We start from the raw sequence: 13,593 nt of genomic DNA, 5'->3' as shown, positions 1-13,593 counted from the left end.
TCCGGCCCACCCGTGAAGTCCGACCCGAAACTGTACGCACCGCGCCGGCGTCACCGCATCCCGCCTCCGTCCACCGGCCTGGACGCCCCCGGGTGGGCATCGACGGGGACCGGTGCCGCCCGCCCCCACAGGTCCCGACGACTTAGGTTAGCCTTCCCTGACTCTGCGAGTGCGGGGCGGGCCGGGAGGACGAGTGCGGCAACCATCGGAACGTGCGGCGGGGCTGGGTACGCTCACCGCGCTCTACGTCACCCAGTACCTGGGCATCGGATTCATCACCGTCGGGCTGGCCGCCATCCTGCGCGACGGCGGCACCTCCCTGCAGACCCTGGGCCTGTTGCAGGCCATCGGCCTGGTCTGGCCGCTGAAGTTCCTCTGGGCGCCGCTGCTCGACAGGTACGGCTCCCGTCGCCTCGGCCACTACCGGTCCTGGCTGCTGGTGCTCCAGAGCGGACTGGTCCTGGCCCTGCTGGCGCTGGCACCGTTCGACAGTCCGGTCGACCGGCTCGGCCCGGTCGTGGCGATCTGCGCCGGGTACGTGGTCCTGTCCGCCACCCAGGACGTCGCCGCCGACGCCGTGGCGGTACGCGTGCTCTCCGCCCGGACCCGCGGGACCGGCAACGGGATCCAGGTCGCCGCCAGCTACCTCGGCAACCTGCTCGGCGGCGGTGCCTGCGTGGTCGTGTACGACCGTTTCGGCTGGGTGCCGGCGATCCTGCTCCTGGCCGCCCTGACCGCGGTCGGGCTGGTGGTGGTGTGGCGGTTCCGGGAGGCGCCCCGCGCCGACCGGGTGGTGGCGACCGGCGAGGCGTACCGGGCGCTGTTGACGGTGCTGCGCCAACCCGGGTGCCGGCTCTGGACCTTCGGCGTGGTGCCGCTGGTCTACGTCGGTGCCGGTGCCGCGTACGCCCTGGTCACGCCGGCTCTTGTGGACGCCGGATGGTCCCTGGAGCGGGTCGGGACGGTGACCGGGGTGGTGATCAGCGTGCCGGCGATCCTGGCGGGTCTGCTCTCCGGGCTCGGGATCGGACGGTTCGGCCGCCGCACCGTGCTGGTCGGCGGGGGAGTGGCGCTGGTGGTCTCCACGGTCCTGCTGCTGCCGCTGATGGACGGCGACGCCCCCCTGGTGGCGACGGTCGCGGCCCTGGCGGGGTTCCTGTCGGCGTACACGGTGCTCAACGTGGTCGTCTACACGGTCAACATGGACTACTCCCGGCCGGACACCGGCGGCACCGACTTCACAGTGCTGTCGTCGTTCGGCCTGGTCTGCTCCTTCCTGGCGGCGTCCGCCGGTCTGGTCGCCGCGGCCCGGACCGGGTACCCGGCGGTCGCTGCCGGTGCCGCGGTGCTCGTCGGGCTCGGTGTCGTGGTCGGGGTCGTCCACCAGCGGCGCTTCGGTGACCGGGTCCGCCCGGACGGACGGGTCGGGGACGTGCCACCGGTGGTGGTGGCGTCCGATCCGGACCGCGTCGCCGCCCACTGACCGGGAGGGTTGGTTGCCCACCACATCCGCCATCTGCTTAGGTATGCCTAACCTAACTTGATGCCGGAGGAAGTCTGATGACGTCGACACCCCTTGCCCACGGCGACCTGCTCGACGAGGTCGTGATCACCACCGAGGTCGACGTCGACGCGCTCACCGAGGTCTACCACCGGGTCCACGCCGACGACCTCCACCTCCTCGACCACAGCACCCCACCGGCGAGCGACCGGATCCGGTGGACGGTCGAGGCCGACGGCTTCGAGGGGTCACTCGGCTACGTCGCCGGTGAACTCGTCGGGGCGGTGCTGGGCTGTCCACTGCCGCCGGAGACGCTGTGGTGGCGCGACCTCACCTCGGTCACCGACACCGCCCTGACCACCGAGTGGCCGAACCGGACCTTCGCCGTGTGCGAGGCGTTCGTCCTGCCCGAGTTCCGCCGCCACCGCCTGGGCGTCCGGATGATGACCGACCTGCTGGACCGTCGTGGTGAGGAGCGGGTCACCCTCGCCGTCACCGAGACCAACACCCGGGTCTGGCACGCCCTGCAACGCCTGCGCTTCCAGCACGTCGGCGACCTCGTTCCCTTCCCGGGTTGGCGCTCACACCGGATGCTGGTGCGGTCCCTCCCGCTGTCCGCCTCCCGGTAGCGGGCCGGGCCGGCGCGACGGATGTCGCATTGACATCCGCTGCTGCGGCAGACGAGACTGACGCGACAACTGCACACCTGCGCGTACGTGCGGGGGAAGTCCGGTCGAAGTCCGGCGCTGGCCCGCAACGGTAGGCCACCGAGGAGAGATCCCCTCGGTGGCGAGCCCGAATACCCGCCGTACCCGCGATGTTCCCGCTCCTCACCCGTCGTGGCCCACGGGTCGGAGGCCGACCGGCCCTGCCCCGCGCAGGCCGGGCCGGGTTTCGACGACCGCCGGGCCGGAAAGGCGCGTCCGATGGTCGCCCGCCCGAGCCGGCACCGCCTGCTCACCCTGTCCAGCGCGGTGCTCACCGCGTTCACCCTCACCCTCGGCGTCGCCGCGCCCGCCGGTGCCGCCCCCGCAGCGCCACCCGCCGACGTGGCAGCCGTCCAGGCCGTGGCCCCCCGCCCGGCCGCCGCCGCCGGCTGGCTGGCACGCCAACTCGTCGACGGGGAACGCTTCGAGGCGGTCTTCGGCGGCGTCGCCTACCCCGACGCGGGGCTGACCCTCGACGCCGTCCTCGCGTTCGCCGCCGCCGGGGTCGCCGACGACTACGGCGCGAACGCCCTGGACTGGGTCACCCGAGCGGACATCCGCGACGGGTACCTCGGCGACGGGGTCACCGAGGCCTACGCCGGAGCCACCGCCAAGCTCGCCCTCACCGTCGCCGTACGCGGCGACGACCCCACCGACGTGGGTGGAGTGGACCTGGTCAGCCGGTTGCAGTCGCTCCAGGCGCCCGACGGCCGGTTCAGCGACCGGTCCGCGTACGGCGACTACAGCAACACCTTCAGCCAGTCGTTCGCCATCCTCGCCCTGACCCGTACCCCGCAGGGCGCACCGGCCACCGCCGCCCAGTGGCTGGCCGGGATCCGGTGTGCCGACGGCGGCTACCCGGTGGTGGCCGCCCAGGCGACCTGCGTCTCCGACGTGGACGCCACCGCCCTGGCCGTGCAGGCGCTGCGCGCCGCGGGCCGGTCCGCCGACGCCACCGCCGGTCTGCAGTGGCTGGTGTCGGTCCAACGCACCGACGGAGGCTTCCCCAACGCCGACGGGCTGTCCAACGCCAACAGCACCGGCCTGGCCGCCCAGGCCCTCCGCGACGGCGGCCGACCGCTGGCCTGGCTGCGGGCCCGGATCCACCTCGTCGGGCTCCAGGTCGGCTGCTCCGGGGCCCCCGCCGACCGGGGGGCGATCGACTTCGACGGCGGCTCCTTCGACCCGGCCACCGCCGTCCGGGCCACCACCCAGGCCGTCCTCGGCCTGACCGGCACCGGGTACGCCCACCTGTCCACCACCACCGCGACGCCGGGCGCGCCCAGCCTGCCCTGCCTCTGACCCTCGAAGGAGTCCAGATGTCCAGTTCCATCTCCACCACCCGCAGGCGACTGGCCGGTCTGATCGCCGCAGCCGTCGTCGCCGTCGGCCTGGTCGCCGCCGACCCCGCCCCCCAGGCCGCCCAGGCCGCCCCCTGCACCGGCACCACCGGCGTCACCGTCGTGGTCGACTACGGACCCCTCGGCGGCGGGGTCCAGGTCGGCTGTCACGTCGGTGACCCGGCCACCGGGCTGGCCGCCCTGCAGGGCGCCGGATTCACCGTGACCGGCACCGCCCGATGGGGGCTCGCCTTCGTCTGCCGGATCAACGGGCAGCCGACCTCCGCGACCGAGCCGTGCGTCAACACCCCGCCCGCCACCGCGTACTGGTCGTACTGGCACGCCGCCGGTAGCGGCAGCCCCTGGACCTACAGCACCTCCGGGGCGAGCAGCTACAACCCGGCACCGGGCACCGTGGAGGGCTGGCGCTTCGGCACCGGCACCGCCCCGAGCATCACCGCCCCCTGACGCCGGATCGCCCCACCTGACCCGGCGTACCGGGTGACGACCGTCGCTCTGGCGCAGTGGCGCCCACGAGCGGTACCGTGTCGACACCCGGTGCGCCGGGTACACATCTGCATACGTCCTGTGTGGGGGGAAGCCGGTAGAAGCCGGCGCTGACCCGCAACCGTGAGCGAACCATCGCGAGCCGGAACGCCCCACCGCGGACGAGCGGCTTCCACTGTCGAGGTCTACAGGGTGAAGTCCGGGCCACCGAGGATCCTCGGCCACGCCGTCCGACCGGACGGACGCGGTCGACCCACGGATGCCTTCCGGAGCTTCCACCGACCGCTCTGCGAAAGGCACCCCATGCCCACCTCCCGGACCCGTCGCCTCGGCGGCGGACTCCTCGTCGCCACCGCGGCCAGCCTGGCCGTCCTCGTCGCCACACCGCACGGTGCCGTCGCGACCTCGGCCGCCGCCCGTGACGGCGCGACCTGGCTCGCCGACGAGTTCACCGACGGGACCCTGCCCGGCCCGTTCGGCGGCGTCGACTGGGGACTGAGCATCGACGGGGTGCTCGCCCTCGCCGCCACCGGCGCGGCCCCGGCGACCCGTGCGGCCGCGACCGCCCGGATCGCGGCGAACGTACGCTCCTACAACAGCTACGACGACTACGGCATCGAGGGCTTCACCGACGGCGGCGCGACGGCGAAACTCCTCTACCTCGCCACCGCCACCGGTGCCGACCCCCGCGACTTCGGCGGACACGACCTGCGGGCCGAGACGTTGTCCCTGGTCGCCGCCGCCGACACCGGCCACCAGCACGGCCGGATCACCAGCCGGACCACCGAGGCCACCGGCCCGGACGCCAGCAACACCTTCGACCAGTCCTTCACCGTCCTGGGCCTGACCCGCAGCGGTGAGGTGGCCCAGCCCACTGTCGACTTCCTCGTCCGCCAGCAGTGCCGGGCCGGCGGTTTCCGGCTCTACCCCGACGCCGACGGCGGCCCGTCGCCCTCCTGCGACGACCAGAGCACGCCCACCCTCGACGTCGACTCCACGGCGATGGCCGTCCAGGCCCTCCTGGCCGCCGCCGAGGGCGGCGCCACCGGGGCGGCCGAGTCCGCCCGACGGGGCGCGGACTGGCTGGCGACCCAGCAGCACACCGACGGCTCCTTCGGCGGCTCCGGACCGACCACCGGCGCCAACTCCAACAGCACCGGACTCGCCGGGCAGGCCCTCGCCGCCGCCGGCCGCAGCAGCGAGGCCGCGCGGGCGGCGACCGCGCTGACCGCCCTCCAGGTCACCGCCGCCACCGGGGGTGCCGCCGCCGCCGAGGCGGGTGCCATCGCCTACAACACCGACGCCCACGCCGCCGCGGTCGGCCAGGGCATCGCCGACAACGACAAGGACCAGTGGCGGCGCGCCACCGCCCAGGCGATCCTCGGGCTGGCCCAGGTGCCGCTGGGTGGCATCGGCGTCGACCCGCCGCAGTCCCCCGAGCCCACCCCGACCGGTGGACCCGGTGAGCCCCCGCCGACCGGCCAGCCCACGCCCCCGCCCACCGGCACCGCGACCCCCACCACCGGGGCGCCGACCGCCTCACCGACCCCCGGCACCACGCCCGACACCACGCCGAGCACCCCCGGCCCGAGCAGCACCCCGTCGCCGGCGCCCACCACGACCACCCCGGTCGCCGGTGCTCCCGGCGGTGCCCTGCCGACCACCGGCGCGTCGATCGTCACCTGGCTGGTGGTCGCGCTGGGCAGCATCGCCGGGGGAGTGGCGCTGCTCGTGTTCGCCCGACGGCGGGCACAGTGACCGGTCCGGTCACCCGGACGGGACTCGTCGTCGCCCTCGCCGCCGCCGGCACCCTCGGCGGACCCACCCCCGTCCGGGCGGCGCAGGGCTCCGCCGGACCCTGCCCGGACGCCTCCGGGGTCACCGTCGTGGTCGACTTCAAGGAACTCGGCGGGGGAACCGTGGTGCGCTGCGCCCCCGGGGAGCAGAGCAGCGGACTCACCGCCCTCAAGGGCGCCGGCTTCCAGGTCGCCGGCACCCTGCGGTGGGGCGAGGGGTTCATCTGCCGCATCGAGGGCAGGCCGTCGGTCGCCGCCGAGAAGTGCGTCGACACCCCACCGGCCAGCGCCTACTGGTCGTACTGGCACGCACCCGACGGGGGGTCGTGGACCTACAGCGACAAGGGTGTGCTCAACCGCAGACCGCCGGCCGGCAGCTTCGAGGGCTGGTCGTTCTCCCTCAACCGCAGCCCGGACGACGCGCCCCGTCCCGGAGCGGCACCGCAGCGGCCGAAACCCCCGCCCCGCCCCGAGCCGACCCGCCCGGCGCCCCCGCCCGCGCCACCCCCGGTGACGCGCCCCGACGACCGCCCGCCCGCACCCCCCGGCCCCACGGTGGGCGCTCCGGGGGTGCGGGCCCGACCGAGGGCGTACCCCCGCCGCCGGGCGGCCCCACCGGCGGGACCGTGCCGACCATCCCACCGACCCCGACCACCTCGGCGTCGACCCCGCCGCCGGTACCCTCGCCGACCCCACCGTCCGGGTCGACCCCGGTCGGCGGACCGCCCACCGACGCCCCGGTGCCGACGCAGGTCACCGCGGCACGTGACACCAGCGGCCCGCCCCTGGGCACCCTGGCCGGGCTGCTCCTGCTGGTGGCGGTCGCCGGTGGGGGGATCGTCACCACCTGGCGTCGGCGTCGCACCACCCCGGATGAGTGACCGGGTGCCCGGCGGTCACCCCGGGCACCCGGCACCGCAGGGCGGGCGCCTGCCCCGCGCCCTGCACCCGGGGGCCTGGTGGCTCTGGGCGCTCGGACTCGCCACCGCCGCCAGCTACACCACGAACCCGTTGCCGCTGGCCCTGATCGTGGCCGCCGCCGCGCTGGTGGTGGTCCGCCGCCGGGGCGACGCCCCCTGGGCGCTGGCGTTCCGGATGTACCTGATCCTCGGTGCGATCGTCGTGGTGATGCGGGTGGTGTTCCGCGTCGTCTTCGGCGGCGGTCAGGGCGAACACATCCTGGTCCGGCTCCCGGAGATCCCGCTGCCGGCCTGGGCGGCGGGGATCCGGCTGTTCGGGCCGGTCGCCGCCGAACAACTCCTCGGCGGGCTCTACGACGGGCTGCGGCTGGCGACGATGCTGATCTGCCTCGGAGCCGCGAACGCGCTGGCCAACCCGAAACGACTGCTCAAGGCCGTACCCGGGGCGCTCTACGCGGTCAGCACGGCAGTGGTGGTCGCCCTCTCGGTCGCTCCGCAGCTCGTGGAGAGCGTCCTGCGGGTACGGCGGGCCCGGCGACTACGCGGTGGGTCCGGGCGGGGCCTGCGGGCGCTGCGCGGCATCGTCCTGCCGGTCCTCGCCGACGCCCTCGACCGCTCGCTGGCCCTGGCCGCCGCGATGGACTCCCGCGGGTACGGACGCACCGCCGCCGTACCCGCCGGTCGTCGTGCCCTCACCGCCGGCCTGGCCCTGGTCGGCCTCGTCGGTGTCTGCACCGGCACCTACGGGCTGCTCGACGCGACGGTCCCCGGCTACCTCGGTCTGCCGATGCTCCTGGCCGGGCTGACCACGGCGGTGGCCGGGATGCTCCTCGCCGGCCGTCAGGTGCGCCGCAGCCGCTACCGACCCGACCGGTGGCGGCCCGCCGAGATCCTCGTCGCCGGGTGCGGCGCGGTGACCCCCGCACTGATGGTCTGGGCGGGCACCGTGGACCCGGCCCGGTTGTACCCCCGGTGGCACCCCTGACCTGGCCCGAGCTGACCCCGCTGGTGGTCCTCGCCGTCGCCGTCGCAGTCCTGCCCGCCTGGGCGGCACCCCCGCCCCCACTCGCGGCGCGGCCGGTCGAGGGCCGTCGGCCCGCCCCACCACCCCGGGAACCGACGGCACCGGCCGACCCGACCCGCACCGACCCGACCGTACGGCACAGTGGAGCCGGAACCTCACGATGATCGAATTCGACCGGGTAAGCGTCGGCTACGCCGAGGCCGCAGCGCCGACGTTGCGCGATGTCACCCTCCGCATCGACGAGGGGGAACTCTGCCTCGTCGTCGGCCGGACCGGGACCGGCAAGTCCACCCTCCTACGGGCGATCAACGGCCTGGTACCGCACTTCACCGGCGGCACCCTGCACGGCGCGGTACGCGTCGACGGCCGCGACACCCGACACCACCCGCCCCGTGACCTCGCCGACGTCGTCGGGGTCGTCGGCAGGACCCCCTCCACGGATTCGTCACCGACACCGTGGAGGAGGAGCTGGCCTACGGGATGGAGCAGTTGGCCCTCCCGGCGCCGGTGATGCGCAAGCGGGTCGAGGAGACCCTCGACCTGCTCGGCATCGCGGAGCTGCGCCACCGGCCACTGCGTACCCTCTCCGGGGGCCAGCAGCAGCGCGTCGCCATCGGTGCCGTCCTCACCAGCCACCCCCGGGTGCTGGTCCTCGACGAACCGACCTCGGCGCTGGACCCCACCGCCGCCGAGGAGGTCATCGCCGCCGTCACCCGGCTGGTGCACGACCTCGGTGTCACGGTCGTCATGGCCGAACACCGACTCGAACGGGTCGTCCAGTACGCCGACCGACTCGTGTACCTGGGCGGTGACGGCACCGTCGTCGACGGTGAACCGGCAGCCGTCCTGGCCGGGAGCGACATCGCCCCGCCTCTGGTCGAGTTGGGGCGTACCGCCGGGTGGGCGCCGCTGCCCCTGTCGGTGCGCGACGCCCGCCGCCGCGCCGGCGGACTGCGCGGCCGGCTCCCCGCCGCCGGCCCGCCGCTGCCGCCGCCCCCGCCGCCCACGGCGCCGGTCCTGACCGCCCGCGCCGTGGTGGTGCGCTACCCGGGAACCGTCGCGGTCGCCGGTGTCGACCTCGATCTGCACCCGGGCCGGATCGTGGCCCTGATGGGCCGCAACGGTTCCGGGAAGTCCAGCCTGCTCTGGGCGGTGCAGGGCAGCGGGCCCCGCCAGGGCGGCACCGTCACCGTCACCGCCCCGGACGGGGCCGTCGACCCGTCGGCCCTGTCCGCGCCCCGGGCCCGTCGGCACGTCGGTCTGGTGCCGCAGACCCCCGGCGACCTGCTCTACCTCGAGACCGTGCACGACGAGTGCGCCCAGGCCGACCGGGAGGCCGACGCGCCCCCGGGCACCTGCCGGGACCTGCTCGACCAGCTCGTACCCGGCCTGCCCGACGACCGTCACCCCCGCGACCTGTCCGAGGGGCAGCGGCTGGGCCTGGTCCTCGCCGTCCAACTCACCGCCGCCCCGCCGGTGGTCCTGCTCGACGAACCCACCCGTGGGCTGGACTACCTCGCCAAGCGGCAGTTCGCCGCGATCGTGCGTCGCCTGGCGGCCGACGGTCGGGCGGTGGTGGTGGCCACCCACGACGTCGAACTCGTCGCGGTCCTCGCCGACCGGGTGGTGGTGATGGCCGACGGTGAGATCGTCGCCGACGGTACGGCCGCCGACGTCATGCTCGCCTCACCGGCCTTCGCCCCGCAGGTGGCCAAGGTCCTCTCGCCCCAGCCGTGGCTCACCGTCGACCAGGTCGCCTCGGCGCTGGCCGCCCCCGGTGGCGGGGCGTGAACGCCCTGCGGGTCTCCCCGCGGACGGCTGTCATCCTGACGTTGGCCTCACTCGCCGCCCTCGCCAGTTTCACCTGGCCGTTCTTCGTGTCCGCCCAGCCCGAGGCCACCGCCCGGACGACCGAGGCCCCGTTGGTCTTCGTCGTGATGCTCCCGGTGCTCCTGGCGGTCGTGGTCGCCGAACTCAGCTCGGGTGGCATCGACAGCAAGACCCTGGCGCTGCTGGGTGTGCTCGCGGCGGTCAACGCCGCCCTCCGTCCCCTGGGGGCGGGTACGGCCGGCATCGAGACGGTGTTCTTCCTGCTCGTCCTCGCCGGCCGGGTCTTCGGCCCCGGCTTCGGGTTCCTGCTCGGTGCCATCTCGTTGTTCGCCTCGGCGCTGCTCACCGCCGGCGTCGGCCCGTGGCTGCCGTTCCAGATGCTGGCCGCCGCCTGGTTCGGGTTGGGTGCCGGACTGCTGCCCGCCCGGTTGCGGGGCCGGGCCGAGATCGCCGTCCTCGCGGGCTACGGGGCGGTGGCCGCGTACGGATACGGGCTGTTGATGAACCTGTGGTTCTGGCCCTTCAGCATCGGTGCCGACACCCAGCTCTCCTACGTCGCCGGTGCCCCGGTGCTGGAGAACCTGCACCGGTTCGTGGTGTTCACCGCCGTCACCTCCACGTTCGGGTGGGACACCGGACGGGCGATCACCACGGCGGTCGTGGTCGTCCTCGCCGGGCCGGCCGTGTTGGCGGTGCTGCGCCGGGCCGCCCGCCGCGCCGCGTTCGGCGCACCGATCACCTTCGTCCCGACCTCGTCGGCCGGTACGCCGACGGACCCGCCGCCGACGGCCGCACCGCCGTCGGACCCGTCACCCTCGTCGGCCGGCACGCCGTCGGATCCGTCGCCGTCGGACCCGGTGGCGGGCCGGTGGCAGCGGCGGACACCCGGTGCGCGACGGCCGGGGGAGGCGTGAACACGCACCTCGGCTGACCTGTCGGGGTGGCCCCCCGCCGTTCGACGCAACATGATCACGTCTTCTGGCACTGTGGGACGGGTGACCGCCACCCTGCGTGAGCGACTGAGCTCCTGGACCGTCGTGGTCCCGGTCCTCGCGGTCGTGCTGCTCGGTGTGACCTGGAACCGGACCCTCCCCGGCCCGGTGGTGGCCGTCGTCGCGCTCTTCCTGGCCGGTGCGGTCCTCGCCGCCGTGCACCACGCCGAGGTGGTGGCCCACCGGGTGGGGGAGCCGTACGGTTCGCTGGTCCTCGCCGTCGCGGTCACCGTCATCGAGGTCGCCCTCATCGTCACCCTGATGATCAGCGGCGGGGAGAAGACGCAGGCCCTGGCCCGGGACACCGTCTTCGCCGCCGTGATGATCACCTGCAACGGGATCCTCGGCCTGTCCCTGCTGCTCGGGGCGCTGCGGCGGGGGGTCGCCGTGTTCAATCCCGAGGGCACCGGCGGGGCGCTGGCGACGGTGGCCACCCTCGCCACCCTGTCCCTGGTGGTGCCCACCTTCACCACCGGCCGCCCCGGTCCCCAGTTCAGCCCGGCCCAACTGGCCTTCGCGGCGGTCGCCTCGCTCGCCCTGTACCTGCTGTTCGTGATGGTGCAGACCGGTCGGCACCGCGACTACTTCCTGCCCGTGCCGCACGACGGGGAGCGGCTCACCGCCGACGACCACGCCGACCCACCCTCCGACCGGGCCGCCCTGACCAGTCTGGCGCTGTTGGTGGTGGCGCTGGTGGCGGTGGTCGGTGACGCCAAGACCGTCTCGCCCACGCTGGAGGCGGGGGTGGCCAGGGCCGACCTGCCGCCCTCCTTCGTCGGGGTGATCATCGCCCTGCTGGTGCTCCTGCCGGAGACCCTCGCCGCCGCCCGGGCCGCCCGCCGTGGCCGAGTGCAGATCAGCCTCAACCTGGCCCTGGGCTCGGCGATGGCGAGCATCGGGTTGACGATCCCGGTCATCGCCATCGCCTCCATCTGGTTGGAGGGGCCGCTGCTGCTCGGCCTGGGCGGCACCCAGATGGCGTTGCTGGCGCTCACCGCCGTCGCCGGGGTCCTCACCGTGGTCCCGGGCCGGGCGACCCTGCTCCAGGGCGGGGTGCACCTGGTCATCCTCGGGGCGTTCGTCTTCCTCGCCGCCAGCCCCTGACCCGGTCCGGCCCCGGCCGGCCCTCGACCCGGTCCGGCCCCGGCCGGGGACCGGCGAGCCCTTCGACCCGTCCGGGGTCGGCCGCTCCCGGGTGAACTCCGCCGCCCGCGCCTGCGTAGATCAACCCGACGGGCATGACGGAGCGGCCGTCGGGGTACCTCCTCCCACCCCACCGCCCGACGCCCTCGGGAGGCCCCCTCGTGACGGACACCCCGCCCCGGCGGCTCCGAGCCTCGCTCACCGGGCTGGTGGCGGCCCTGATCGGCGTCGGATGCGTGGTCCCGTCCCTGCCGGACGGGACCGACGCCCAGCCGCCGCCCCGGGCTCCACAGTCACAGGACCCGCAGGCCGGTACGACCGGACCGGCGAACACCACCCTGGACGGAACCGACACTCCCGAGGAGTTCCGGCAGGACGTCGCCGACGCGCAGCGGCTCACCGAGCGGTACTGGGAGGAACAGTTCCGCGCCGCCGGTCGACGGTTCCAACCCGTCAGCCGGGTGATCACCTACCAGCGCGACGGCGAGGTGACCTGTGGCGGTCAGGCCGTCCCGGCCGCCAACGCCGTGTACTGCCCGGCCGGTGACTACATCGCCTACGACGAGAACTGGTCCTTCGGCGCGTTCCGCCAGATCGGCGACGCTTTCGTGTTCTACCTGATGGGCCACGAGTACGCGCACGCCGTCCAGGTCCGTCTCGGTCTGCGCCACACCTTCACCATCCAGCAGGAGTTGCAGGCCGACTGCATGGCCGGGGCGTCCCTGGGGGACACCGTCCGGGCGGGCCGGCTGCTGTTGGAGAAGGGGGACCTCGACGAGTTCCGGGCCGGGTTGCTCGCCGTCGGAGACGACCCCGACCAGCCGTGGTTCGAGCAGGGTGCCCACGGGACCCCCGAGCAACGCATCGGATCGTTCTTCCGGGGCTACGAGCGCTCCCTGTCGGCGTGCGAGCTGGGAGGTTGACCTGCGTCACCGGAACCGGCCCCGGCCGGTCGGACCTCCCGTCGGCTTGGCAGGATCGCTGCCGACTGCCCGATCCGCCGGGGGACGGACGTCGGCGCCACCGGCCTGCCGGTCCCCTCGGCCCCGACCGCAGGAGGACCCCCTGAACAGCCCTCAACCGGCCGCCGTGCTCTTCGACATGGACGGCACCCTGGTCGACAGCGAGATGCTGTGGGACGTCGCGTTGCACGAACTGGCAGCCGAGTACGGCGCCACCCTCTCCGCCGCCGGTCGGCTGGCGATGGTCGGCACCCAGATGGCCCAGACGATGCGGATCCTGCACGACGACATCGGTCAGCCGCACCGCGACCCGGCCCCCGGCGCGGCGTGGCTCGACGCCCGGATCGCGGAGCTGTTCCGCACCGACCTGCGCTGGCGCCCCGGGGCGTCGGCACTGCTCACCGCCGTCCGCGCGGCCGGGATCCCGACCGCCCTGGTCACCTCCAGCGGCCGGGGCCTGGTCGAGGTCGCCCTGGACACCCTGGGGCGGGACACCTTCGACGTGGTGGTCTGCGGCGACGAGGTGGACTCTCCCAAACCGCACCCGGAGCCCTACCTGACCGCCGCCCGGCTGCTGGGCGTACCGATCGGTCGGTGTGTGGCCATCGAGGACTCCCCGACCGGGGTGGCCAGCGCCCTCGCCGCCGGGGCGGCGGTGCTCGCCGTACCGGCCCACGTGCCGCTGGGTCCGATCGACGGCGTGCACCAGGTCACCGACCTGACCGCGGCCGACCTGACACTGCTCGCCGCCCTGCTCACCGCGGCCCGCTGACCAGCCCCGGACCGGGCCGCGTCGGACCTGGCCCGCCCCGGCCCGACGAGGACCGTCCGGACCAGCCCGGTCCGGTACGGCCGAGGACCCCCGCCGGGA

At 74.7% G+C, this 13,593-nt stretch carries 9 protein-coding genes, 3 pseudogenes and 1 riboswitch; all 12 genes and pseudogenes read left to right on the top strand.

The window, feature by feature from the left end; genetic code table 11:
* Nucleotides 1–193 precede the first annotated feature (193 nt).
* The 12 genes and pseudogenes from WHN02_RS19270 to WHN02_RS19215 all read left to right on the top strand — a co-directional run bounded on the left by WHN02_RS19270 (nucleotide 194) and on the right by WHN02_RS19215 (nucleotide 13,494).
* Nucleotides 194–1,483, top strand: coding sequence for an MFS transporter (locus tag WHN02_RS19270; RefSeq protein ID WP_434740102.1), 1,290 nt, complete (start codon nucleotides 194–196; stop codon nucleotides 1,481–1,483).
* A 77-nt stretch (nucleotides 1,484–1,560) separates the two neighbouring features.
* Complete coding sequence (locus WHN02_RS19265; protein ID WP_434740101.1) at nucleotides 1,561–2,130, top strand: GNAT family N-acetyltransferase; 570 nt, start codon at nucleotides 1,561–1,563, stop codon at nucleotides 2,128–2,130.
* A 28-nt stretch (nucleotides 2,131–2,158) separates the two neighbouring features.
* Nucleotides 2,159–2,326: riboswitch (cobalamin riboswitch) on the top strand.
* Between the two features lie 101 nt (nucleotides 2,327–2,427).
* Nucleotides 2,428–3,510 carry a peptidase gene (locus tag WHN02_RS19260; RefSeq protein ID WP_434740100.1) on the top strand — a complete coding sequence of 361 codons (1,083 nt, stop codon included), beginning with the start codon at nucleotides 2,428–2,430 and terminating at the stop codon, nucleotides 3,508–3,510.
* A 17-nt stretch (nucleotides 3,511–3,527) separates the two neighbouring features.
* Nucleotides 3,528–4,016 (top strand): hypothetical protein, encoded by a 489-nt coding sequence (locus WHN02_RS19255; RefSeq protein ID WP_434740099.1) that lies wholly within the window; start codon nucleotides 3,528–3,530, stop codon nucleotides 4,014–4,016.
* A 342-nt stretch (nucleotides 4,017–4,358) separates the two neighbouring features.
* Nucleotides 4,359–5,813 (top strand): cell wall anchor protein, encoded by a 1,455-nt coding sequence (locus WHN02_RS19250; protein WP_434740098.1) that lies wholly within the window; start codon nucleotides 4,359–4,361, stop codon nucleotides 5,811–5,813.
* Nucleotides 5,810–6,732 (top strand): annotated as a pseudogene (locus tag WHN02_RS19245) (hypothetical protein). The gene WHN02_RS19250 and the pseudogene WHN02_RS19245 overlap by 4 nt, the downstream one beginning before the upstream one ends.
* A pseudogene (locus WHN02_RS19240) lies at nucleotides 6,725–7,959 on the top strand (CbiQ family ECF transporter T component). Before WHN02_RS19245 ends, WHN02_RS19240 begins: the two co-directional pseudogenes overlap by 8 nt.
* Nucleotides 7,956–9,586: pseudogene (locus WHN02_RS19235) on the top strand (ABC transporter ATP-binding protein). The pseudogenes WHN02_RS19240 and WHN02_RS19235 overlap by 4 nt, the downstream one beginning before the upstream one ends.
* Nucleotides 9,583–10,539: an ECF transporter S component gene (locus WHN02_RS19230; RefSeq protein ID WP_434740097.1), complete on the top strand. Its 957-nt coding sequence runs from the start codon at nucleotides 9,583–9,585 to the stop codon at nucleotides 10,537–10,539. Before WHN02_RS19235 ends, WHN02_RS19230 begins: the two are co-directional and overlap by 4 nt.
* A 51-nt stretch (nucleotides 10,540–10,590) precedes the next feature.
* The gene (locus tag WHN02_RS19225) at nucleotides 10,591–11,721 is read left to right on the top strand and encodes a calcium:proton antiporter (protein WP_434740096.1); all 1,131 of its coding nucleotides are present in this window, start codon (nucleotides 10,591–10,593) and stop codon (nucleotides 11,719–11,721) included.
* Nucleotides 11,722–11,921: 200 nt separating this feature from the next.
* The gene (locus tag WHN02_RS19220) at nucleotides 11,922–12,683 is read left to right on the top strand and encodes a neutral zinc metallopeptidase (RefSeq protein ID WP_434740095.1); all 762 of its coding nucleotides are present in this window, start codon (nucleotides 11,922–11,924) and stop codon (nucleotides 12,681–12,683) included.
* Between the two features lie 166 nt (nucleotides 12,684–12,849).
* Nucleotides 12,850–13,494, top strand: a complete 645-nt coding sequence (locus WHN02_RS19215) for an HAD family hydrolase (RefSeq protein WP_434740094.1) — start codon at nucleotides 12,850–12,852, stop codon at nucleotides 13,492–13,494.
* The last annotated feature ends 99 nt before the right edge of the window (nucleotides 13,495–13,593 follow it).

The sequence above is a fragment of the Micromonospora sp. SH-82 genome (assembly GCF_051132485.1).
Classification (GTDB): Bacteria; Actinomycetota; Actinomycetes; order Mycobacteriales; family Micromonosporaceae; genus Micromonospora.
The sequence above is the reverse complement of the archived record's forward strand: the minus strand, read 5'-3'. Positions and strand labels throughout refer to the sequence as shown.